This is a genomic window from Klebsiella ornithinolytica (genome assembly GCF_030505655.1).
In the GTDB taxonomy this organism is placed as follows: domain Bacteria; phylum Pseudomonadota; class Gammaproteobacteria; order Enterobacterales; family Enterobacteriaceae; genus Klebsiella; species Klebsiella ornithinolytica.
Genome location: NZ_CP130153.1, coordinates 3193039 through 3215333, shown reverse-complemented (window position 1 = coordinate 3215333; position 22295 = coordinate 3193039). Strand labels below are relative to the sequence as shown.

Annotated in this window: 22 protein-coding genes; 14 read left to right on the top strand and 8 right to left on the bottom strand. The window is 56.3% G+C overall.

What is annotated here, in order from left to right; all coding sequences use genetic code 11:
• Positions 1–225: 225 nt before the first annotated feature.
• From cysB to acnA, 3 genes are all read left to right on the top strand, one after another.
• Positions 226–1200, top strand: a complete 975-nt coding sequence (cysB, locus tag Q1L34_RS15375) for an HTH-type transcriptional regulator CysB (protein ID WP_004861036.1) — start codon at positions 226–228, stop codon at positions 1198–1200.
• A gap of 244 nt (positions 1201–1444) precedes the next feature.
• Positions 1445–1612 (top strand): YmiA family putative membrane protein, encoded by a 168-nt coding sequence (locus tag Q1L34_RS15370; RefSeq protein WP_004861039.1) that lies wholly within the window; start codon positions 1445–1447, stop codon positions 1610–1612.
• Between the two features lie 391 nt (positions 1613–2003).
• Positions 2004–4676 (top strand): aconitate hydratase AcnA, encoded by a 2673-nt coding sequence (gene acnA / locus Q1L34_RS15365; protein WP_048024423.1) that lies wholly within the window; start codon positions 2004–2006, stop codon positions 4674–4676.
• Positions 4677–4719: 43 nt separating this feature from the next.
• Here the strand turns inward: acnA and ribA are convergent, their stop codons facing one another.
• The gene (ribA, locus tag Q1L34_RS15360; RefSeq protein WP_004861045.1) at positions 4720–5310 is read right to left on the bottom strand and encodes a GTP cyclohydrolase II; all 591 of its coding nucleotides are present in this window, start codon (positions 5308–5310) and stop codon (positions 4720–4722) included.
• Positions 5311–5473: 163 nt separating this feature from the next.
• Between ribA and pgpB the strand changes: the two genes are divergently transcribed.
• The 5 genes from pgpB to yciH all read left to right on the top strand — a co-directional run bounded on the left by pgpB (position 5474) and on the right by yciH (position 9115).
• Entirely contained in the window at positions 5474–6241 is a 768-nt protein-coding gene (gene pgpB / locus Q1L34_RS15355; protein ID WP_004861047.1) for a phosphatidylglycerophosphatase B, read from the top strand.
• 135 nt (positions 6242–6376) lie between these two features.
• The gene (locus Q1L34_RS15350) at positions 6377–6685 is read left to right on the top strand and encodes a LapA family protein (RefSeq protein WP_004861050.1); all 309 of its coding nucleotides are present in this window, start codon (positions 6377–6379) and stop codon (positions 6683–6685) included.
• A gap of 6 nt (positions 6686–6691) precedes the next feature.
• Positions 6692–7861 carry a lipopolysaccharide assembly protein LapB gene (lapB, locus tag Q1L34_RS15345; RefSeq protein ID WP_004861056.1) on the top strand — a complete coding sequence of 390 codons (1170 nt, stop codon included), beginning with the start codon at positions 6692–6694 and terminating at the stop codon, positions 7859–7861.
• 190 nt (positions 7862–8051) lie between these two features.
• Positions 8052–8789 (top strand): orotidine-5'-phosphate decarboxylase, encoded by a 738-nt coding sequence (gene pyrF / locus Q1L34_RS15340; RefSeq protein WP_004861062.1) that lies wholly within the window; start codon positions 8052–8054, stop codon positions 8787–8789.
• Complete coding sequence (gene yciH, locus Q1L34_RS15335; RefSeq protein ID WP_004861065.1) at positions 8789–9115, top strand: stress response translation initiation inhibitor YciH; 327 nt, start codon at positions 8789–8791, stop codon at positions 9113–9115. The genes pyrF and yciH overlap by 1 nt, the downstream gene beginning before the upstream one ends.
• Positions 9116–9222: 107 nt before the next feature.
• Here yciH and osmB read toward each other — a convergent pair whose 3' ends face one another.
• The 7 genes from osmB to Q1L34_RS15300 form a co-directional block, all read right to left on the bottom strand.
• Positions 9223–9441, bottom strand: coding sequence for an osmotically-inducible lipoprotein OsmB (gene osmB / locus Q1L34_RS15330; RefSeq protein WP_015584565.1), 219 nt, complete (start codon positions 9439–9441; stop codon positions 9223–9225).
• 304 nt (positions 9442–9745) lie between these two features.
• Complete coding sequence (yciT, locus tag Q1L34_RS15325; RefSeq protein WP_004861071.1) at positions 9746–10495, bottom strand: DNA-binding transcriptional regulator YciT; 750 nt, start codon at positions 10493–10495, stop codon at positions 9746–9748.
• A 72-nt stretch (positions 10496–10567) separates the two neighbouring features.
• Complete coding sequence (locus tag Q1L34_RS15320) at positions 10568–10750, bottom strand: YciZ family protein (RefSeq protein ID WP_004861074.1); 183 nt, start codon at positions 10748–10750, stop codon at positions 10568–10570.
• A gap of 192 nt (positions 10751–10942) precedes the next feature.
• On the bottom strand, positions 10943–12877 hold the full coding sequence (locus tag Q1L34_RS15315; RefSeq protein WP_004861077.1) for an exoribonuclease II: 1935 nt from the start codon (positions 12875–12877) through the stop codon (positions 10943–10945).
• A gap of 80 nt (positions 12878–12957) precedes the next feature.
• Entirely contained in the window at positions 12958–14115 is a 1158-nt protein-coding gene (locus Q1L34_RS15310; protein ID WP_004861081.1) for a carboxymuconolactone decarboxylase family protein, read from the bottom strand.
• 249 nt (positions 14116–14364) lie between these two features.
• Entirely contained in the window at positions 14365–15153 is a 789-nt protein-coding gene (gene fabI, locus Q1L34_RS15305; RefSeq protein WP_004861084.1) for an enoyl-ACP reductase FabI, read from the bottom strand.
• 220 nt (positions 15154–15373) lie between these two features.
• Positions 15374–15922: a HutD/Ves family protein gene (locus tag Q1L34_RS15300; protein WP_015584563.1), complete on the bottom strand. Its 549-nt coding sequence runs from the start codon at positions 15920–15922 to the stop codon at positions 15374–15376.
• Between the two features lie 216 nt (positions 15923–16138).
• Between Q1L34_RS15300 and Q1L34_RS15295 the strand changes: the two genes are divergently transcribed.
• Genes Q1L34_RS15295 through Q1L34_RS15270 form a run of 6 tightly spaced genes read left to right on the top strand, consistent with a single transcriptional unit; the run spans position 16139 to position 22265 of the window.
• Positions 16139–16996 carry a transporter substrate-binding domain-containing protein gene (locus Q1L34_RS15295; RefSeq protein ID WP_015584562.1) on the top strand — a complete coding sequence of 286 codons (858 nt, stop codon included), beginning with the start codon at positions 16139–16141 and terminating at the stop codon, positions 16994–16996.
• Positions 16997–17008: 12 nt separating this feature from the next.
• On the top strand, positions 17009–17728 hold the full coding sequence (locus Q1L34_RS15290) for an ABC transporter permease (RefSeq protein ID WP_032717294.1): 720 nt from the start codon (positions 17009–17011) through the stop codon (positions 17726–17728).
• A 9-nt stretch (positions 17729–17737) separates the two neighbouring features.
• Entirely contained in the window at positions 17738–18469 is a 732-nt protein-coding gene (locus Q1L34_RS15285) for an ABC transporter permease (RefSeq protein WP_004861096.1), read from the top strand.
• A 1-nt stretch (position 18470) separates the two neighbouring features.
• Complete coding sequence (locus Q1L34_RS15280) at positions 18471–19265, top strand: ABC transporter ATP-binding protein (protein ID WP_004861098.1); 795 nt, start codon at positions 18471–18473, stop codon at positions 19263–19265.
• A complete protein-coding gene (locus Q1L34_RS15275; RefSeq protein WP_015584559.1) occupies positions 19262–20782 on the top strand; it encodes an HAL/PAL/TAL family ammonia-lyase in 1521 nt (506 codons plus the stop codon). The genes Q1L34_RS15280 and Q1L34_RS15275 overlap by 4 nt, the downstream gene beginning before the upstream one ends.
• Positions 20783–20837: 55 nt before the next feature.
• Positions 20838–22265, top strand: a complete 1428-nt coding sequence (locus Q1L34_RS15270) for a purine-cytosine permease family protein (RefSeq protein WP_004861109.1) — start codon at positions 20838–20840, stop codon at positions 22263–22265.
• The last annotated feature ends 30 nt before the right edge of the window (positions 22266–22295 follow it).

Genomic DNA, 22295 nt, shown 5'->3' with positions numbered 1-22295 from the left:
CTTATTATTTTTCGTTAGTATCTATACACTGTAGATATAAATGATATAGTGGTTATAGCTAATCTCTTTTTTATTATTAAATCGTCTTATACATCATCGTGTTCAGGATGCTTTGTGGCGCCATAACGGCGAGTCGCAGGGACGGCAAACGCGCAGCTTGCCGACAGGCGGCCTGAACGTAAAATGTATGAACGAATTCATTTTACGCGTTAACGGATATCAGCCATGAAACTACAGCAGCTCCGCTACATCGTTGAGGTTGTTAATCATAATCTGAATGTCTCCTCGACTGCCGAAGGCCTGTATACCTCACAGCCCGGTATCAGCAAGCAGGTACGCATGCTGGAAGATGAGCTCGGTATTCAGATTTTCGCCCGCAGCGGCAAACATTTAACTCAGGTGACGCCGGCGGGCCAGGAGATCATCCGCATCGCCCGCGAAGTCCTGTCGAAGGTCGATGCGATTAAGTCGGTCGCAGGGGAACATACCTGGCCCGACAAAGGCTCGCTGTATGTGGCCACCACCCATACTCAGGCCCGCTATGCGCTGCCCGGGGTGATAAAAGGTTTTATTGAGCGCTACCCGCGCGTCTCTTTGCATATGCATCAGGGATCGCCGACGCAAATTGCGGAAGCCGTGTCAAAGGGGAATGCTGATTTCGCCATCGCCACCGAAGCGCTGCATCTCTATGATGATCTGGTCATGCTGCCGTGCTATCACTGGAACCGCTCGATTGTCGTGACGCCTGAACATCCGCTAGCCTCCCGTGGTTCGGTGACGATTGAAGAGCTGGCGCAGTACCCGCTGGTCACCTATACCTTTGGCTTTACCGGCCGCTCCGAGCTGGATACCGCCTTTAACCGCGCCGGGCTGACGCCGCGTATCGTCTTCACCGCCACCGATGCTGACGTTATCAAAACCTACGTCCGTCTTGGCCTTGGCGTTGGGGTTATTGCCAGCATGGCGGTGGATCCGGTCTCCGATCCTGACCTGGTGAAACTTGATGCTAACGGTATTTTCAGCCACAGCACCACGAAGATAGGTTTCCGCCGTAGCACCTTCCTTCGCAGCTATATGTATGATTTTATTCAGCGTTTTGCGCCGCATTTGACGCGAGATGTGGTGGATACCGCGGTGGCTTTGCGTTCGAATGAAGATATTGAGGCAATGTTCAAAGATATTAAACTACCGGAAAAGTGATTCAACCAACAATCTGGCATCCCTGTCGGGGATGCCAATACTTATAATGGCCCCGAATTAAATTTGTAAACCTCGCCTGAATCACAAAAATCGTTATTTCTATTAACACGATTGCAAATATACCCGCTCCGATCAAAATAATAGTTAAAGATAATATCCAGAGGGAAGAATTCACTGGATTAATTCATTAGCTATAATTAAGCTTTAACTGTACCTGATAATTTTAGCGATTGGTGGTGATAAAATGATTAGTGATATCGATTATATGAAGTTGGCGATGTCACAGGAAAGTGACAAAACGGAGATTGATCCTGTGTTGAGGAGCCGCGCCTGGAGTGCCGTGCTCGTTGGGCTGGCGATGTTCTGGAGTATCATCGCGCTCGTAGTCTGTAACGTTTGGATCATCAGCTGAGCGTACATTTTCTGGATGGCTGTATGTGTCATTTTTATGACGGCGAAATCGTGAGAAATTATTTAAGCTAATAACCCGCGGTGACAAGGAGGATATATTTCGCGACACTTTGTGTATAAACAAACATCCCTTCCTGTGAACTAATCGTCAATTAACTGGCGATTAGTTCTTTCTGTACTCATGTACTCGTACAGTTATCCTGCTGCCAGTTCCCCTCTATCAAATTCATTCGATATTTTCTCGTATAATCATTCAGATTTTTTGCTTTAAAACATTTAACCGATTTTAGCAATTTGGGTTGTTATCAAAGTGTTATGCCTGGTATGTGTTATCTTTAATATTAACCCTGAGGAGGATCAGGGCATGCCATCCCTGTGATAAAGGAGGAGCTATGTCGTCAACCCTACGAGCAGCCAGTAAGGATACGCTACAGGTCAAAGATAAAACCTACCACTACTACAGCTTACCGCTGGCCGCTAAAGAACTGGGCGATCTGACCCGTTTGCCCAAATCGCTTAAAGTCCTGCTGGAGAATCTGCTGCGCTGGCAGGACGGTGACTCGGTCACCGCCGAAGATATTCATGCGCTGGCAGGCTGGCTTGAACATGCTCATGCTGACCGGGAAATTGCCTATCGTCCGGCGCGCGTGCTGATGCAGGATTTTACCGGCGTGCCCGCGGTGGTGGATCTTGCGGCAATGCGTGAGGCGGTCAAACGGCTGGGAGGCGATACGGCGAAGGTTAACCCGCTGTCGCCGGTGGACCTGGTTATCGACCATTCGGTCACCGTCGATCGCTTCGGCAATGACGATGCGTTTGAGGAAAACGTGCGCCTTGAGATGGAACGTAACCACGAGCGCTACGTTTTCCTGCGCTGGGGACAGCAGGCGTTCAGCCGCTTCAGCGTCGTGCCGCCGGGTACCGGTATTTGCCACCAGGTTAACCTCGAATACCTTGGCAAAGCGGTCTGGAGTGAAGAGCAAAACGGCGAATGGGTTGCCTGGCCCGACACGCTGGTCGGTACCGATTCGCATACCACGATGATCAACGGCCTGGGCGTACTGGGCTGGGGCGTCGGCGGCATTGAGGCGGAAGCCGCGATGCTGGGCCAGCCGGTCTCGATGCTGATCCCGGATGTGGTGGGCTTTAAACTGAGCGGTAAACTCCGCGAAGGCATTACCGCCACCGATCTCGTGCTCACCGTCACCCAGATGCTGCGGCAGCACGGCGTCGTGGGTAAGTTTGTTGAGTTTTACGGCGATGGCCTGGATTCGCTCCCGCTGGCCGACCGCGCGACCATCGCCAACATGTCGCCTGAGTACGGTGCTACCTGCGGCTTCTTCCCGATTGATGCGGTAACCCTCAGCTATATGCGTCTGAGCGGCCGCAGCGATGAACAGGTGGCGCTGGTGGAGGCCTATGCCAAAGCGCAGGGAATGTGGCGTCAGACGGGCGATGAGCCGGTCTTTACCAGTACGCTGGCGTTAGATATGGGAACTGTCGAAGCGAGTCTCGCCGGGCCAAAACGGCCGCAGGATCGCGTTGCGCTGGGGGATGTCCCGAAAGCCTTTGCCGCCAGCAGCGAGCTGGAGGTCAACCTGACGCAAAAACAGCGCCAGCCGGTCGACTATACGCTGAACGGGCATCGCTATTCGCTACCCGACGGCGCGGTGGCGATTGCCGCCATCACCTCCTGCACCAACACCTCTAACCCCAGCGTGCTCATGGCCGCCGGTCTGCTGGCCAAAAAAGCGGTTGAGCTGGGCCTGAAGCCGCAACCGTGGGTCAAAGCCTCTCTGGCGCCAGGATCTAAAGTGGTGTCCGATTATCTGGCCCACGCCGGGCTGACGCCGTATCTCGATGCGCTGGGGTTCAACCTGGTCGGGTACGGGTGTACCACCTGTATCGGTAACTCCGGCCCGCTGCCGGAACCGATCGAAGAGGCGATCAAGAAAGGGGATTTAACCGTCGGCGCGGTGCTGTCCGGTAACCGTAACTTCGAAGGGCGTATTCATCCGCTGGTGAAAACCAACTGGCTGGCATCACCGCCGCTGGTGGTGGCCTACGCCCTGGCCGGGAACATGAACGTCAATCTGACCCGCGATCCGCTTGGCACCGGCAAAAATGGTCAGCCGGTCTATCTGAAGGATATCTGGCCGAGCGGTCTTGAGATCGCCCAGGCGGTTGAGCAGGTCACGACCGAGATGTTCCACAAAGAGTACGCGGAGGTATTTGAAGGAACGCCTGAATGGAAAGCCATTCACGTCGATCGCTCCGATACTTACGACTGGCAGGAGGATTCGACCTATATCCGTCTGTCGCCATTCTTTGACCAGATGGAGGTTCAGCCTGAGCCGGTGGAAGATATTCACGGCGCGCGTATTCTGGCGATGCTCGGCGATTCGGTCACCACGGACCACATCTCTCCGGCCGGGAGTATCAAGCAGGACAGCCCGGCCGGACGCTATTTGCAGGAACACGGCGTCGCGCGCGCTGATTTTAACTCCTACGGTTCCCGCCGCGGCAACCATGAAGTGATGATGCGCGGGACCTTTGCCAACATCCGTATTCGCAACGAAATGGTGCCGGGCGTGGAAGGTGGGATGACCCGGCATCTGCCGGGCAGCGAGCCGATAGCGATTTATGACGCGGCAATGCGCTATAAAAATGAGGGGATCCCGCTGGCGGTGGTGGCCGGGAAAGAGTACGGATCAGGCTCCAGCCGCGACTGGGCGGCGAAAGGCCCGCGGTTGCTGGGCGTGCGGGTGGTGATCGCCGAATCATTCGAGCGTATCCACCGTTCCAACCTGATCGGGATGGGGATCCTGCCGCTGGAGTTTCCGCAGGGCGTCACGCGTAAAACGCTGGGGCTGAACGGGGAAGAGCGGATAGATATCAGCAACCTGCAGGCCTTGCAGCCTGGCGCAACGGTTGCGGTGACCCTGACGCGGGCGGACGGTAAACAAGAGGTGATCCTCTGCCGTTGTCGCATCGATACCGCCACCGAACTGACCTACTATCAGAATGACGGTATTCTGCATTATGTGATCCGCAACATGCTGTAAAAAAAAGGGCCAGCAAGCGCTGGCCCTTCATTTTTCTGCCGATTTATTTATTCAACAGATGCCCCATTTTGGCGGCCTTGGTGTCCAGATAGTGGGCGTTTTTCGGGTTGCGCCCGACAATCAGCGGCACGCGCTCAACGATATTAATCCCGGCTTCGCTGAGAATTTCCACTTTTTTCGGGTTGTTGGTCAGCAGACGCACCTGGTCGACGTGGAGCAGTTTGAACATATCTGCGCACAGCGTAAAGTCGCGCTCGTCTGCCGCAAAGCCCAGCTGATGGTTGGCTTCCACGGTGTCATAGCCCTGGTCCTGCAAGGCATAGGCGCGAATTTTATTCAGCAGGCCAATGTTGCGGCCTTCCTGACGATGGTACAACAGGATACCGCGCCCCTCTTCGGCAATATGCGACAGCGCCGCTTCGAGCTGAAAACCGCAATCACAACGCAGACTAAAAAGGGCGTCGCCCGTTAAGCACTCAGAATGTACGCGTGCAAGGACGGGGGACTGGCCCGAAATGTCGCCGAAGACCAGCGCGACATGATCCTGCCCGGTTGCCAGTTCTTCAAATCCCACCATCAGGAAATCGCCCCAGGGGGTTGGCAGTTTGGCTTCTGCCACACGTTTAAGCTGCATGTGATTCTCCAGATTCTGTCAGCACCTGAATGTGCTTTCTGTTTGGCGCTATTTTGCCACAGTGGCGCGACGTTCTCCTAATTACGCACGGCTGCCTGCGCGTAAAGCGCACAAACGTACCACTTTCCGTTATGATAGTCGGAAGAAGAGATAAGGAGATAAGATGCTGTCGATCGCCAGACGAACCGCCATCGGTGCGGCATTGCTTATGATTATGCCCGGGGTGGTGTGGGTATCCGGCTGGAAGTGGCAGCCAGACCTTCCGCAAGCATGGTTAAAACTGCTCTACTGGGTGACTGAAAGCGTGACCCAGCCGTGGGGCATCATCACCCATACGGTTTTATGCGGCTGGTTTCTGTGGTGTCTGCGTTTTCGTCTGCGCGCCGCCGTGATGCTGTTTGTGATTCTGGGGGCGGCGATTCTGCTGGGGCAGGGCATAAAGTCCTGGATCAAAGAGCAGGTTCAGGAGCCGCGTCCTTTTGTGGTTTGGCTGGAAAAGAGCCGGCAGGTGCCTGTCGATCAATTCTACGCGTTAAAACGCAAAGAACGCGCTAAACTGGTGCATGAGCAGCTGGCGCAAGAGCAGGATATTCCTCGCTTCCTGCGCAAGCACTGGCAGAAAGAGACCGGTTTTGCTTTTCCGTCCGGGCACACGATGTTTGCAGCCAGCTGGGCATTGCTGGGTGTCGGACTGCTGTGGCCGCGGCGACGCTGGGTCACCATCGCCGCGCTGCTGACGTGGGCGACGGCCGTGATGGGCAGCCGGCTGGCGCTTGGCATGCACTGGCCGCAAGATTTGCTGGTCGCCACGCTTATCTCCTGGCTGCTGGTGACGCTGGCCACCTGGCTCACCCAGCGGCTGTGCGGCCCGCTGACGCCGCCGGGAGAAGAGGCGCAGGAGATTAAGACACGGACGATAAATCAGGGATAACGTTGATTTTCGCGCCTGACGGACGCATATCCTGACAGGGTGTCATGCTTTTCCATTTCACCGCTGCAGCGAAAATGATACTTTATAGGGCTGAACGCGGGATTTTTTCGCTCAACCCACAAAACGGGAAGTAGTGTGAAATATTTACTGATTTTCTTACTGGTATTAGCCATCTTCGTCATCTCCGTGACGTTAGGTGCACAGAATGATCAACTGGTCACGTTCAACTATTTGCTCGCGCAGGGTGAATTCCGTATTTCGACGTTGCTGGCAGTGCTCTTTGCCGCAGGGTTTGCTATTGGCTGGCTGATTTGCGGCCTTTTCTGGCTGCGGGTTCGCGTTTCTCTGGTTCGCGCTGAACGTAAAATAAAGCGTCTTGAACATCAGATTGCGCCAACCAACGCCGCGCCGGCCGACGCAGGTGTTCCTGCGGTGAAGGAATAATCATTTATGCTGGAGTTGTTGTTTCTGCTTTTGCCCGTTGCCGCTGCTTACGGATGGTATATGGGGCGCAGAAGTGCACAACAGTCCAAACAGGACGACGCTAACCGCCTGTCGCGTGACTACGTGACCGGGGTGAACTTCCTGCTGAGCAACCAGCAGGATAAAGCGGTGGATCTGTTCCTCGACATGCTGAAAGAGGATACCGGTACCGTTGAGGCCCACCTGACGCTGGGAAACCTGTTCCGCTCCCGTGGCGAGGTTGACCGGGCTATCCGTATTCACCAGAGCCTGATGGAAAGCGCCTCGCTGACCTACGATCAGCGGCTGCTGGCCGTGCAGCAGCTGGGGCGCGACTACATGGCCGCCGGTCTCTACGATCGCGCGGAAGATATGTTCAAGCAGCTGGTGGATGAAACCGATTTTCGCCTCAGCGCGCTGCAGCAGCTGCTGCAAATTTATCAGGCCACCAGCGACTGGCAGTCCGCCATTGATGTTGCCGAGCGTTTAGTGAAGCTGGGCAAAGAAAAACACCGGGGCGATATTGCCAACTTCTGGTGCGAGCTCGCGCTGCAGCAGATGGCGAACAGCGATATGGATAAAGCGATGTCGCTGCTGAAAAAAGGGGCCTCGGCTGACCGCAACAGCGCCCGCGTGTCGATTATGATGGGTCGGGTATGGATGGAAAAGGGCGATTACGCGAAAGCGGTAGAGAGCCTGGAACGGGTCATCAATCAGGATAAAGAGCTGGTGGGTGAAACGCTCGAGATGCTGCAGACCTGCTATCAGCAGCTGGGTAAACCCGATGAATGGGAGCTCTTCCTGCGCCGTTGCGTCGATGAAAACACCGGGGCAACCGCGGAGCTGATGCTGGCGCAAATTCTCGAACAGCGCGAAGGCGTGGAGGCTGCGCAGAGCTATGTTACCCGTCAGCTGGAGCGTCATCCGACGATGCGGGTCTTCCATAAGCTGATGGACTACCACCTTAATGAAGCCGAAGAGGGGCGCGCGAAGGAGAGCCTTGGCGTTCTGCGCAATATGGTGGGGGAGCAGGTCCGCAGTAAACCGCGCTACCGCTGTCAAAAGTGCGGCTTCACCGCCCACACTCTGTACTGGCACTGCCCGTCCTGCCGTTCGTGGTCAACGATTAAACCGATCCGCGGCCTCGACGGACAATAGTTTTTAAAAAATCGCATTTTAGTTACAACATACTTATCGGTTTTTAGCGTTTGCCCGCTTTAACGTCAGCGCTGCCATCGTCCGCCAGGCGGTAAAAGCAGCCTGTCAATTTCCCTTCATCGCAGGTAGAATGCTGCCCGTTTACCTTTTTTGCGCCAAAACGGCGCCCATCAACAATTAAGGTCTGGTCATGACGTCTACTGCTTCATCTTCGCCTCGCGTTGTCACATCCTCTCCCGTTGTTGTTGCGCTCGATTATGATAACCGCGACAAAGCGCTGGCCTTTGTTGACCGCATTGATCCACGCGACTGCCGCCTGAAGGTGGGCAAGGAGATGTTTACGCTGCTCGGGCCACAGTTTGTTCGCGACTTGCATCAGCGTGGTTTTGAGGTCTTCCTTGACCTGAAATTTCATGATATCCCGAACACCACCGCGCGGGCGGTAGCCGCTGCGGCAGAGCTGGGTGTCTGGATGGTCAATGTTCATGCCTCTGGCGGTGCGCGAATGATGACCGCGGCACGTGAAGCGTTGCTCCCGTTTGGCCAGGATGCGCCGCTGTTGATTGCCGTGACCGTCCTGACCAGCATGGAAGCCAGCGATCTCCAGGATCTGGGGATTACGCTTTCTCCCGCCGATCATGCGGCAAAACTGGCGGCATTAACGCAGCGCTGCGGACTGGACGGCGTGGTCTGTTCTGCGCAGGAAGCGGCTCGCTTCAAGCAGGAGCTGGGGCAGGCCTTTAAGCTGGTGACGCCCGGCATCCGCCCGCAGGGCAGCGATGCCGGAGACCAGCGCCGCATCATGACGCCGGAACAGGCGCAGGCAGCTGGCGTAGACTACATGGTGATTGGTCGTCCGGTGACTCAGTCTGCGGATCCGGCGGCGACCTTACGCAGTATCAATGCGTCACTAAATAAGGGGGCATAATGACCGATTCTAATAGTCGTCTGGTGTACTCGACGGAAAGCGGCCGTATTGACGAACCCAGGGCGGTGGTTGAGCGGCCTAAAGGCGATGGCGTGGTGCGCATTCAGCGTCAGACCAGCGGCCGCAAGGGGAAGGGCGTATGTCTGATCGCCGGTATTGACCTGGATGATGATGCGCTGACAAAACTGGCCGCTGAGCTGAAAAAGAAGTGCGGCTGCGGCGGGTCGGTGAAAGATGGCGTGATTGAAATTCAGGGCGATAAGCGCGATTTGCTCAAATCACTGCTGGAAGCCAAAGGCATGAAAGTTAAGCTGGCCGGCGGTTAATAAACAACAAGGCCACGGTAAATGCCGTGGCCTTGATTCTTTGCCGGTGCGTAAGTCTGTAAGTCTACCGATGCGGATTATTTTTTATCGTTGATCCGGTTCAGGCCTTATTTACCAACCTGGTGACCGATAATCCCGCCAACCGCTGCGCCGCCCAGGGTCCCCAGCGCGCTGCCATCGGTTAATACTGCGCCGCCGAGTGCGCCCGCGCCTGCACCGATTGCGGTATTACGATCGCGTTTAGACCAGTTGGAACATGCGCTCAGAGACATTACTACGGTAACGGCCAGCACAGCTGCAGCCATTTTTTTGCTCATTGAAGTCATCATAATTTTCTCCTGAATAATCTATTCATGGATACAACTTCCTTAAAGCATAGCGTGATGCCGGGTTTTAAGGGCTATTCCATGAAACTTAAGTTGCGCAGGTGTTACTTTAATCACGCGGGTGATAGTCACTTCCTGTTATATCGCTAACATTAATTCTACTTTTTTTATATTTTACCGGCAGGTAAAAACTCTTAATTGCGGGCTCGGAAAACTCTCAGACAGCGAGTCATGCGGTCTGCGCCCACATGAGTGGGCGGCGGGGGAAGAGAAACGCTGGGCGAAAAAGAGAGTCGGGATGAGTTCAGGAAAAACTGACAATATCGACGGTGAGCCCGCTTTCTGTCAGCTGCTGGCGCGCATCATCGTGCAGACTGCTGTCGGTAATGATGCGGCTAAAACGCGCTACCGGACCGAGCGGATAAGGGTGCACGACGCTGAACTTCGAACTGTCGCTCAGGACAATCGCCTCACAGCCCTTTTCAAGGACGGCATTGACTACATCCGCGCGCATCATATCCTTGCCGGTAAACCCGGTTTCCGGCTGCCAGCCATCGATGCCAATAAACGCTTTGCTGAAGTGGACCTGCTGAATAAACTGCCGCGTGAGCGGACCGACCATACTTTCGCTGCGCTTCTGGTAGATTCCACCGAGCAGAATGACCTCCCCGGGCGTCTCTTTAAGCAGATGCGCAATATAGCTGCTGACGGTGATGATGGTAATATCGCCGCGCTCGGCAAGCGTACGGGCGAGAAGGGCGTTGCAACTGCCGTTTTCGATAAATACCGTCTCACCGGCGTTGACCAGCTCTGCGGCGCGCGTAGCCAGTTCACGTTTGATCGAGAAATGGGTCATCATACGGGTTTCGACATCTTCGCTATCCAGCGGTACGGCGAAACCATGAGTCCGGCGCAGATAGCTCTGCTTTTCCAGTAAATTCAAATCCTGACGAATCGTGACTTCAGAGACACCGGTCATTTTCGCGAGATCGGCCACGCTCATGCGGCCTTTATCGATGACCGTTTGCAAAATACTTTGTTGTCGGGCGTTCATAGCAACATCACAGTTAGGGGACTATTTTGGCTGACAATCGACATCATTGATCGATTGTGGCGATGTGGGCGATCAGATTTCCCAGGGCGCTTTAGGTTGGCCGGGTTTCGCTTCAGGCTCATCGGCAGAAAGCGCCTGAAGCTCCGCTTTGAGGATCTCCAGATTATGAATCGCAGAGTGATAATCTCCGGCAACCAGAATATCCAGCACGGTATCGATACGTTGGGCGAGCAGGCGGGCATTCAGATCAGACATAGCATTATCCTGGTTACAAAAACGAATGAAATCAATGATGCTAAAAACAGATGAAAAAGAGAAGAGAAAAAAACGCACAACGTAAATCATCTGCGATAGATAGTCAGGAAAACGAGGAAAAACGGGACAATATCAGACAACGCGGGGAAAAAATAAGCGGCCCCCGATAACGGGAGCCGCTGACGACGGCTATCAGGCGAACGGACGCGCGATGACGCTGCGGGTTTCCATACGGACTTCGGCAATCTTGACGTCGATAACGTCAGTCACTTTGTAGACGGTTTCGCCTTTGATCTGCACGGTACCGTTTTCCTGGCTACAGACCAGCTCATCACGAACGGCGTGCAGGAACGGTGCCGGGATAAAGGCGACGGCGCCGTTATCCACCAGGCGAACGCGCATCCCGCCGCGGCTGATATCGATAATTTCCGCGGCATAGCGCGTATCGGTACCGGCCTGCGGGCTCAGATAACGGGCGTACAGCCAGTCACCAACATCGCGTTCGGCCATGCGGTTCAGGCGACGGCGCTCGGCCATCTGTACGGCAATCTCATCTTGCGGACGCGTTGCCGTTTCACCTTTGATGATCGCTTTCAGCAGGCGATGGTTAATCATGTCGCCATATTTACGAATCGGTGAGGTCCAGGTGGCATAGGCTTCAAGGCCAAGGCCAAAGTGCGGACCCGGTTCGGTGCTGATTTCCGCGTAGGACTGGAAGCGACGAATGCGGCTGTCGAGGAAACCCGACGGCTGGGCATCAAGCTCGCGACGCAGTTTGCAGAAACCCTCGAGGGTCAGCACTTCAACCGGATCAACGTGGACGTCGTGAGTCTTCAGCAACGTTGCCAGCTGTTCGGTGTTGGCCGGATCAAAGCCGGTATGCACGTTATAAACACCAAAGCCCAGCTTGTCGCGCAGAACGCGGGCCGCGCAGATGTTTGCCGCAATCATTGATTCTTCGACAATGCGGTTAGCGATGCGGCGCGGTTCGGCAACGATATCCAGCACCTCGCCTTTCTCACCCAGCACGAAACGGTAGTCAGGACGGTCCTTGAATACCAGCGCATGGGTTTTACGCCATTCGCTGCGGCGCAGGCAGACATCCTGCAGCAGTTTGATCTGCTGAGCGATAGACTCGCTCTCAGGCTGCCAGCTGCCGGTATTTTCCAGCCAGTCGGAGACGTTGTCGTAGGCCAGCTTGGCTTTTGACTCAATAGTCGCGGCGAAGAATTCGATATCGTCTTCAATCGTGCCGTCAGCCGTCAGGATCATGCGGCAGGCGAGGACCGGACGCACTTCGTTGGCGCGCAGAGAGCACAGGTCGTCAGACAGCTCGCGCGGCAACATCGGGATATTAAAGCCCGGCAGATAGTTGGTGAAGGCGCGAATTTTTGCCGCTTTGTCCAGTTTGCTGCCTTCGGCAATCCAGGCGGTCGGATCGGCGATAGCGACGGTCAAATGCAGCTTGCCGTCGGCGGCGGCTTCGACATACAGCGCATCGTCCATATCTTCGGTGCTGGCGCTGTCGATGGTGACGAAGTCCAGCGCCGTTAAGTCACGACGTTCCAGACCTTCATCCAGCAATTCGGTCGCCACGCCGTCCGGGGCTTCTTTTTCCAGATTGTGGCGAGCCAGCGTGACCCACCACGGAACGAAATGATCGTCGCTGAAGGTAATAAACTGGGTTAATTCGGCATAAAAACCGCGGTCGCCTTTCAGCGGATGACGGCGCATTTCAGCAACGGCCCAGTCACCCTCTTTAAAATCATGGCTCACGCTACGGTCGGCGCGGCAGGGAATAGCGTCTTTCAGCAGCGGATGATCGGGAACGATGGACAGTCGGTCATCTTTCTTATGCACTTTACCGACGAAACGGGTCAGGAAAGGTTCAATCAACTCTTCCGGCTCGGCGCTTTCACGTTCTTTTTCAGTGTGGATCACGGCGCTGATACGGTCGCCATGCATCACTTTTTTCATTTGCGGCGGCGGAATAAAGTAGCTTTTCTGCGCATCAACTTCGAGGAAGCCAAAACCTTTTTCCGTCCCCTTCACGACCCCTTCAACACGAGGAGTCTGGGAATGCAGTTGCTGTTTAAGCTGCGCTAGCAGCGGGTTGTCCTGAAACATAATTAGGTATTTTCGTGGCTAAAAGAGCGGCTGACATTTTTACGCGATAATGCCTGTTGCAGCAAGCGATGTTTGGCATTTTACGTCTGTTGACGAACGATGCCGAGGGCGATTTTCAGACGATTCATCCAACCACACGCACCGCTCCACGCCAGAATATCGATAATCTGCGCATGGGAAAGCCCCTGTTCAGCGAGGGGCGTTAATTGCGCCGCGCTGAAACGGTCGGGCGCCCGGGTCAAAAGCTGTACCGCCTGCAAGATGACGCGCTCGGTGGGATGGCTTGGTTCCCAGGCTTCTGGCGTACGCTCATCGTGGCGTAATGCATCAGCAAGCTGCGGGGAAACGGATCCGCTTTCGGCCCAGGCGTTAAAACAGCTGGCGCTACCGTTGATGCGCGCGGTCATCAGCGCCACCAGCGAAGCAAAAGGCTGATTCACGCTTAATTGGGTGAGTAATTGATGTTGGGCTTTGAGTATTGTTTCGTGGGCTGCAAGCAGCGGCGCCAGCCCGGACAGGCCAGGATGCGGTAGCCAGTCGGCCAGCAGCACCTGGCGTTCGTCATTGGCATAGCGGAGATCGGTATCGTTGATGTCGGGTGTCCAGGTCAGCTGACCGATCGTAAAATCGTCTGCCGGCGCATCTTCCTGCTGCGGCATTCCCGGCATCCAGCGCACCGGAAAGCCGAGGCCGGCGTGAAACGCGGCAATTGCGCGCGCCTGGAAACCGACAAAACCGACAATCTGATTAATGAGGATCATATCGCGGCTGGTTAACCCGACCTCATCCAGCTGGCTGCGGGAAAGGGTGTTAATGACCGAAGGCGAACCGGCCAGCTGGCGGGCATATTGGGTCATTTGCGCCAGTCGGCGATTGCTCTCACGTGAAGAGTCCGGTCCCGGCAGCGGCGCCAGCCGGGCGGCATAGTGATTACACAGCCGCTGCACGCCATACACCTGAGCGACGGTCAGCGCGGTGCTCAGTCGGTCATAAGCGCTAACGGTTTGTAAGCGATTGACGACGACGGAGGCAGGGAAGAGCGCGTCGGCCAGACATCGCGCTGGCGTCAGCCAGCCCGCATGGGCGTGAAGCCACTCTTCCGGTAACGTCAGATCGAGTAAAAAGCGATCTTCGACATGGGCGGCTTCAGGGACGAGCGGCAGCACATCCACCGGGCAGATTGTTGACTGGGTTTCATGATACCAGTGGTTTTTGCCATACACGCGGCGTTGCTCCATGGGCGTTCCTTGATCGGTATGTGGCGAGCCGCACTTCCGTCGGCCATATATGCATAACTATCCTGGCGTAACCCTGGAGCGGGAGAAAATATTGATACGTGCTAACAAATAGCTGTTTGGAATAACAGGGGTGAATGTAGGTTTCTGGAATGCAGGAAATGCAGGAAATGCAGGAAATGCAGGAAATGCAGGGAAGAACGGGATGCCGCGAAGGCAATCCCTCCTCACGGGGTGAGGAGGGAAAGGAACTTATTTCAGTTCCAGCTCGTTCATTGCCGCGATGCTGAAACCGCCATCGACGTGAACGACTTCACCGGAGATACCGGCAGACAGGTCGGAGCACAGGAAGGCTGCGCTGTTACCCACGTCTTCGATAGTCACGGTACGGCGAATCGGGGTAACCGCTTCGCAATGCGCCAGCATTTTACGGAAATCTTTAATGCCGGACGCTGCCAGCGTACGGATTGGACCCGCAGAGATGGCGTTAACGCGCACGCCTTCCGGACCCATCGCGTTTGCCATGTAGCGCACGTTCGCTTCCAGAGACGCTTTTGCCAGACCCATAACGTTGTAGTTAGGAATCGCACGCTCTGCGCCCAGATAGGAGAGCGTCAGCAGCGCGGAACCCGGGTTCAGCATACCGCGGCAGGCTTTCGCCATCGCCACGAAGCTGTAGGCGCTGATATCGTGAGCGATTTTGAAACCTTCGCGGGTGACCGCGTTGACGTAGTCGCCGTCCAGCTGGTCAGCCGGTGCGAAACCGATTGAGTGAACGAAGCCGTCAAATTTCGGCCAGACTTTAGTCAGTTCAGCGAACAGAGAGTCGATGCTCTCATCTTCAGCCACGTCGCACGGCAGTACGATGTCAGAACCCAGTGCCGCGGCAAATTCTTCCACACGACCTTTCAGTTTTTCGTTCTGATAGGTGAACGCCAGTTCAGCCCCTTCACGGTGCATTGCTTGCGCAATACCGTAGGCGATGGACAGTTTGCTGGCAACGCCAGTGACCAGAATGCGCTTACCGGAAAGAAAACCCATAGCTTTAATCCTTATCGTTATTGCTTATTTTTACTTTAACAATCATGGGGTTAAGGTTGTTATTTCAAAATAACTCAAATTTAGCCGAGAATTATATCCCACTGACGACCCCTTGTGTCACGATATTTTCGTGCCTTAACACGTAATGACGACCAGACACACTCCAGTATATCACCGGATATCAGGCTCGTTTTACGCCTCTTGCCCGGCGTTGTGCGGGCTAACGACGGGTGATACCGGTCAGCAAAAGCCGGGCATCAGGCGAGAGTGGAATCAGGGCCCCGGGCGACTGGCTCTGCCACCAGAGCCCTGAGCGCGCGTCATAGCGTTCGCCGGCAAGCTGCCAGCATCCCTGAAGTACCCAGGCGATGCCTTCGTTACCGGGATGCTGTTCACCGGAGACCACGCTGACCTGCGCAGCCGCGCGGGTGCGTTGCGTCATAATGTTAAAATCCAGCCCCGGTGCGGAAATGCCTTCGCTACCCAGCGCCCATTCGCCGGAAAATGCCCACGGCTCCCAGCGTCTCAGATGATGATGAATCCCCTCGCCGCGAAGCCAGAGCGGCTGGCCCTCAATTAAGGTAATGATCCGGTCAATGCCGCTGAACCGGGAAAACGGTCCGTCGTGCTCCAGCGTGGCAATGCTGGCTCGCCACAGAAACGGGGCATCGGCGTCAGGCGAGGGCACGCTGACAATTTCGCGGGTTTCGCCGCCGCCGTTTTTCCACGGAGTCCTCGGCAGGGAAGAGAAGTTAAAGGGCGTTATCATCGCAGTTTCACCATCGCTTTGTCGCTTTGTGTAAAGTTTTAGCTACACACAATTTTCAATTCGATTACAAATTATTTACAGTGCAGCTCACAAATCCATCATCAGGAGGGTGTGCTGATTTGTCAATGCTTGTATATACATGCTCTGTCATCTGAATTTTACGTCCGGCTGGCACCGCCAGAGCGGCATGACTTAAATGAAATCAGGAGAATTATCATGAAGCAGAGCATCACTTTTCGCCAGGTCTGTCTGACAACCCTGTTTTCAGGACTTTTGCTCTGCGGCAGTACGGTCAATGCCAAAGAGTGGAAGTCCATCACCATCGCAACGGAAGGGGGTTATGAACCCTGGAACCTGACGCTGCCGGGCGGCAAGCTCAGCGGCTTCGAACCAGAACTGATGGCTAATCTCTGCCAGCGCATGGGCATTGAGTGCAAGCTGGTGGTGCAAAACTGGGACGGGATGATCGCCGGACTCAACGCCGGGAAATACGATGTGATTATGGACGCCATCGTCATCACCCCGGAAAGAAAACAGGTGGTCTCCTTCACGGTCCCCTATGCCGCAACACCGGCGTCATTTATCGCGGTAAAAGGCACGTTGCTGCCGCCGGCGACCGGAGCCAACCACACCATCAAGCTTAACGATGATGAAAAAGAGATTCAGGCGGCGATTGCGCCATTAAAAGCGGCCCTGAAAGGAAAAACGATCGGTATCGCTTCCGGCACCGTTTATACCCCGTTCATCGACAAATACTTCAAAGATGTGGCCGATATTCGTGAATACAGCAATTCAGCGGACGCTATTTTGGATCTCCAGGCCGAACGTATTGATGCCGTCTTCGACGATATTACCTTCGCCAACACCACCCTTGCGCGTCCGGAAAACAGCAACCTCAACTTCAGCGGCCCGCAGCTGAGCGGCCCCATCTGGGGCGAGGGCGAAGCGATGGGCGTTCGTCACGCCGATGTCGATTTAAAAGCGAAGCTGGATACCGCGATTCAGGCCGCGCTGGCGGACGGAACGGTGAAAAAGCTGAGCGAAAAATGGTTTAAAAGCGATGTCACGCCATAAGTGAGGTTGAAGATGCTTAGTCTGCTGAGTTTTGGTGAGAACGGTTGGGGAACGCTCATCCTGAGCGCGACGCTGACCACGCTGCTGCTGTCTCTCGCCGCGTTAGCGGTCGGCGCCGTGGTCGGCGGCATGATTGCCGCAGCAAAGCTGTCGCCGCACGCCCCCGTGCGCTGGTTCGGCTCCGCCTATTCGGTGGTATTCCGCGGCATTCCTGAGCTGCTGGTCATTTACCTGTTCTATTTTGGCGGGTCTGGACTGGTCTCGGCGATTGGTCAGCTGTTTGGCGCCGACGGCTTTATCGAGGTCCCGCCGTTTCTGATTGGCTCGCTGGCTATCGGCTTAATTTCCGCCTCTTATCAGGCTGAAGTTTACCGCGCGGCGCGCCTGGCGCTGATGCCCGGTGAAGTCGAGGCGGCATCGGCAATCGGCATGCCGCGCTGGCGGATTTTTCAGCGCATCATGCTGCCGCAGATTGCCCGCTATTCGCTGCCTGGGTTGTCAAACGTCTGGCAGATGAGCCTTAAAGATTCGGCGCTGGTCTCGGTGACGGGGATTGCGGAGCTAATGCGCGCCAGCCAGATCGCCGCTGGCTCCACCCGCGAATACTTCCTGTTCTATGTGATTGGCGGCGGCTGCTACCTGATACTCACCCTGGTGTCCAACCGGGCGTTTATTCGGGCGGAACTTCGCCTGAATCGCGCCTGGCTGCGCCGTACCGCGGCTCAGGCTTAAGGAGAATTTATGTTTATCGACGTTGCCTTTCTCAGCGATACCTTCCTCAAGCTCTGTGCCGCGCTGCCGGTCACGCTGGGGCTGTTTATCTGCTCCTTTCTCTGCGGCGGCGTACTGGCGGTGGGGGTTCTGGCGCTGCGCATGAGCCGCTGGCCGCTGCTCAGCAGTGTTGCCAAAGGTTACATTCTGGTGTTTCGCGGTTCGCCGCTGCTGATCCAGCTGTTTCTTATCTATTACGGGCTGGGGCAGTTTGGCGTGATTCGCCACAGTTTTCTGTGGCCGCTGCTGCGCGAGCCGTTTATCTGCGCGGTGCTGGCGCTGGCGCTGTGTACCGCCGCCTACACCGCGGAAATCCTGCGCGGCGCGCTGCTGGCGGTGCCCTCTGGCCAGATTGAAGCCGGACAGGCATGCGGGATGTCCCGTTTTCTGCTGCTGCGCCGCATCATCGCCCCGGTGATGCTGCGCTATGCGCTGCCGGCCTACTCAACCGAGGCGATTTTGCTGGTGAAATCCACCGCGCTGGCCAGTCTGGTGACGGTGTGGGATGTGACCGGCGTGGCGCAGCAAATTATCCAGAGAACCTACCGGACGATGGAGGTCTTTCTCTGCGCCGCGGTTATCTATTTGCTGCTCAACTTTATCATCGTACAGCTTTATGCGCTGCTTGAGCGTCGTCTGACGCCGCATACCCGGCAAACCCCGGCCACCGTCGCACTCAAACCGGCCGCCAAAGGAGAATAGTATGCACGATCCCCGTCCCGTGACGCTGTCCGTCAGCGATATCCATAAATCCTTTGGTTCACTTGATGTGCTGAAGGGAATTTCTATCCAGGCGCAAAAAGGCGATGTGATCTCGATTCTGGGCGCCAGCGGTTCAGGTAAGAGTACGCTGTTGCGCTGCATCAACCTGCTGGAAACACCCGATGCGGGCGTGGTCAGCGTGGGGGGGGAAACCATTGAGATGAAACACCATGCGCGCGGCCACCGTTTAGCGGCCAACCCTAAGCAGATCGAACGTCTGCGTTCGCGGCTGGGGATGGTGTTCCAAAGCTTTAACCTGTGGTCGCATATGACGGTGCTGCAAAACGTGATTGAAGGGCCGCATTACGTCCTCAAACGCAGTAAGCAGGAGTGCATTGAACAGGCCGAGCAGCTGCTCGACCGCGTCGGCATGCTGAACCGCAAGGATTTTTACCCGGCCCAGCTTTCCGGAGGTCAGCAACAGCGCGTGGCGATAGCCCGGGCGCTGGCGATGGATCCGGAGGTGATGCTCTTTGATGAGCCGACGTCGGCGTTAGATCCGGAACTGGTGGGCGAAGTATTAAAAGTGATGCGCAGCCTGGCGGAAGAGGGGCGCACGATGCTGGTGGTCACGCATGAGCTAGGCTTTGCCCGCCATGTCTCCAACCGCGTGGTGTTTATGCATCAAGGCACGATTGATTGCGACGGTGCGCCGGAGGCGCTGTTCGGCGCGCATGGGTCGCCGCGTTTTCAACAGTTTATTTCCAGCCATCACCAACCAGGACAATCCGTATGAACCAACAGGTGCTGTGGGGCGACGCCCCGTTATGCTGGCAGGAGGTTGTGCAGGTCGCCAGAGGCCAGGCGCAGCTGGCGCTCAGCGCCGGCGCCTGGGAGCGCATCGCACAGGGGCGAGCGATTGTTCAGCATATTATCGACGCGGGGCAGATAGCCTACGGGATTAATACCGGCCTCGGAGCCTTGTGCAATATCACTCTGCCTGAAGAGCAGCTGAGCCAGCTATCGCGCAATACGCTGTTGAGCCACGCCTGCGGCGTCGGCCCTCTGCTGGACGACGCCCAGACGCGGGCCATTATGTGCGCCGCCGTCGCCAACTACAGCCATGGTAAGTCCGGGATTTCCTGCGCCATCGTGCAACAGCTGCTCGCCTTCCTGAATCAGCAAATCACGCCGCAGGTGCCTTCGCAAGGTTCGGTGGGCTATCTGACGCATATGGCGCATATCGGCCTGGCGCTGATGGGGATCGGCGAGGTGAGCTGGCAGGGGCGGGTGGTTCCTGCTGCCGAAGCGCTGGCGCAGGCGGGACTATCCGCCATTTCGCCGGGGGCAAAAGAGGGATTAAGCCTGGTCAACGGGACGCCGTGTATGACCGGAATGGCCTGTCTGGCCCTCGACGACGCCAGCCAACTGCTGGACTGGGCCGACGTCACCGGTGCGATGAGTTTTGAAGCGCTGCGCGGACAGATCGTGGCGTTTGACGCCGAGATCCTGGCATTGAAGGCCAGTCCTGGCATGCAGCACAGCGGCGCCCGATTACGCCAGCTGCTGGCCGACAGTCCACTGTTGAGCGCCAGCCAGGGGATACGTACCCAGGATGCGCTCAGTCTGCGATCTATGCCGCAGGTACACGGCGCCTGCCGCGATCAGTTCGATCATGCCGAGCGGCAAATTAACACCGAGCTGAATGCCTGTACGGACAATCCCTTGATTCTCGGTACCCTCGAGAACTGGCGAGTGGTGTCGCAGGCGCATCCGCATGGGGAATCGGTCGCCATGGCCTGTGATGTGCTGGCGATTGCGATGGCCGAACTGGGCGCGATTGCCGAGCGGCGTCTGGATCGCCTGGTCAACCCGTTAATCAGCGGCCTGCCGGCGTTCCTGGTGGCCAAACCCGGAGTGAACTCCGGGATGATGATCGCCCAGTACGTCGCGGCCTCGCTTTGTGCGGAGAACAAGCAGCTGGCGCAGCCGGCGGTGCTTGATAATTTTGTGACCTCGGCGCTGCAGGAAGATCACCTGAGCCTCGGGACCGGCGCGTCGCTCAAGCTACAGCGCCTGCTGGCCAACCTGTATCAAATTATGGCGATCGAGTATCTGCTGGCCGCTCAGGGGCTGGAGTTTCATGCTCAGGACATGCTGGCAGCCGGCACGCGTCACGCGCTGGCGCTGCTGCGACAGCGCGTGGCGACATGGGAAGACGATCGCTGGCTGGCGCCAGAAATCGCCAAAGCGGTGGCGACCATCAAAAGCCATCGGGCTGACTGGATGGCATCGCGCCTGAACGGTCAATAGCAACAGAATAAGAAAATAAAACACAACAATAACAATAATCTATAGCGAGGAAATAATGTCTTCTTTTTCACCAGCCGACCGGCAGTCAACCCAGCGCGAACAGGGGTTAACGGAAACGCGGTCGATCGATTATATTCCTGACCGCGAACGCCACGGGCATCCCTTTAGCCAGTTTACGCTGTGGTTCGGCGGTAATCTGCAGATTACCGCCATCGTCACCGGTGCGCTGGCGGTGGTGCTGGGGGGCGATGTTGTCTGGTCGCTGATTGGGCTGTTGGTGGGGCAGGTGCTTGGCGCGGCGGTGATGTCCCTGCATGCGCTACAGGGGCCGCGCCTGGGGTTGCCGCAGATGATCATCAGCCGGGCGCAGTTTGGCGTGTTTGGTGCCGTGGTGCCGCTGGTGCTGGTGTGCGTGATGTATGTCGGCTTTTCGGCCAGCGGTACCGTACTGGCCGGTCAGGCAATGGCAAGGCTGCTGTCGATCTCTGACGTGGCCGGCATGTTGTTGTTCAGCGCGATTATTATTGTGATTGCCGTGCTGGGCTATCGGGTCATCCATAAGCTGGGCAAAGTGGCGAGCGTGGTCGGGGTGCTGGCGTTTGTCTATCTGTTCGTGACGCTGCTGCTGTCCGCCAATCTGCCGGCGATCGCGCAGAATAACCATTTTTCTCTGCCGATGTTTTTACTGGCCGTGTCGTTATCATCGTCGTGGCAGATTGCGTTCTGCCCCTACGTTTCCGATTACTCTCGCTATCTGCCGCGCAATGTCTCGGGCGCGAAAACGTTTTTGTGCGTCTTCAGCGGTACGGTGCTGGGGACTCAGGCATCGATGACGCTAGGCGTTCTGACGGCGGCTATCGCCGGCAGCGCGTTTTCCGGCCATGAAGTGAGCTTTATCGTCGGGTTAGGCAAAAGCCAGCTGATGGCGATGGTGATTTACTTTGCGATCTGCTTTGGCAAAATCACCTTTACCACCCTGAACGCCTACGGCAGCTTTATGTCGCTGAGCACCATCGTTTCCGGATTTCGCCGTCAGGCTTCGCTGTCGAAGCGGGCGCGTATTCTCTTCGTGGTGCTGATGGTGGCTATCTCATGCGTGATTGCGTTGTTGAGCGAGCCGGCGTTCTTAAAGAACTTCACCCATTTTCTGCTCTTCCTGCTGGCGTTTTTCGTTCCGTGGAGTGCCATCAGTCTGACCGACTACTATCTGATTTCCGCAGGCGCCGTGGATATTCCCGCGCTCTCCGATCCGCAACAGCGTTACGGATACTGGAACATCTACGCGATTGTCGTTTATGTGGCCGGCGTGCTTATCCAGCTGCCGTTTATTGAGAACCCGCTGTATCACGGCTCGCTGACGTGGCTGTTTGCCGGCAACGATGTCTCCTGGATTATCGGCTGGTTCGGGACCGGGGCTCTTTACTACGCGCTGCGTCGTTTTGATCGTCGCGTGCTGCCGACGCAGAGCGTGTTCCCGGACTAGGGCCGATGGAGCTGCTGCCGGCGCGGACGG